At 49.1% G+C, this 1,102-nt stretch carries 1 protein-coding gene; it reads right to left on the reverse strand.

What is annotated here, in order from left to right; genetic code table 11:
• Positions 1 to 1,017 (reverse strand): FAD-dependent oxidoreductase (locus GY683_RS03805; protein WP_297287485.1); only part of this gene is annotated, 1,017 nt, incomplete at its 3' end.
• Between the last annotated feature and the right edge of the window lie 85 nt (positions 1,018 to 1,102).

Here is a 1,102-nt window from a genome sequence, read left to right on the forward strand (position 1 = left end):
TGGGCGAGTGATATGAGCATGTTCTAGTCCACGCATGGAGCGAATAAAGTCCACTTGCACATCAAAAGGTAGGCTTGTCGAGATACCATTGGGGTATAGCTCATGCGTGGTCAAACCTTCAGGCTCAATAAAAATCTGATGACTGTCCTTATCGGCAAAGCGGTGAATCTTATCTTCAATGGACGGACAATATCTAGGACCAATGCCTTCAATCTTGCCACTAAACATGGGGCTGCGGTCAAGGTTGGCACGGATAATGTCGTGGGTGCGTTCGTTGGTGTAGGTGATGTAGCAGTTGATTTGGCGTGGATGCATGGACACATCGCCCATATAGCTCATCACAGGCAAAGGCGTATCACCTGCTTGCACTGTCATCACAGAAAAATCTACCGAACGTGCGTCAATGCGTGCAGGCGTGCCTGTTTTGAGTCGTCCTACAGGCAAGCGTAATTCACGCAGTCTGTCCGCCAGACGAATAGACGGCATATCCCCTGCTCTTCCGCCACTTTGACTATCCAAGCCCACATGAATCACACCGCCTAGGAACGTACCTGATGTCAAGACGACCGCACGAGCATTGATACGCACGCCTGTGGCGGTAACGACAGCGACCGCACGTCCGTTGTCAATGATGATGTCATCCACAGGCTGCTGAAACAGGTCAAGATTGGCTTGATTTTCTAAGGTATGACGAATGGCGGCTTTATACAAAATGCGGTCAGCTTGGGCTCGAGTGGCACGCACCGCCGCCCCTTTACGACTGTTTAGCACTCGAAACTGAATACCTGCTTTGTCGGTTGCCAGTGCCATTGCTCCGCCTAATGCGTCCACTTCACGCACCAAGTGTGATTTACCGATACCGCCAATGGCTGGGTTACAGCTCATCTGTCCTAGGGTTTCGATGTTGTGAGTGATGAGCAAGGTGCTTGCCCCCATACGAGCGGACGCAAGGGCGGCTTCTGTGCCTGCGTGCCCACCACCGATCACAATGACGTCATAATCTTTTAAAAATGCCATGAGTTACCTGTTTTAAATTTGTCTGTTTTGATAATTTTTTGAAAATTTGCCATTATACCATAAACAAAAATGCCATAATTTAAAA

It is taken from the genome of Moraxella sp. (assembly GCF_024227015.1).
In the GTDB taxonomy this organism is placed as follows: domain Bacteria; phylum Pseudomonadota; class Gammaproteobacteria; order Pseudomonadales; family Moraxellaceae; genus Moraxella.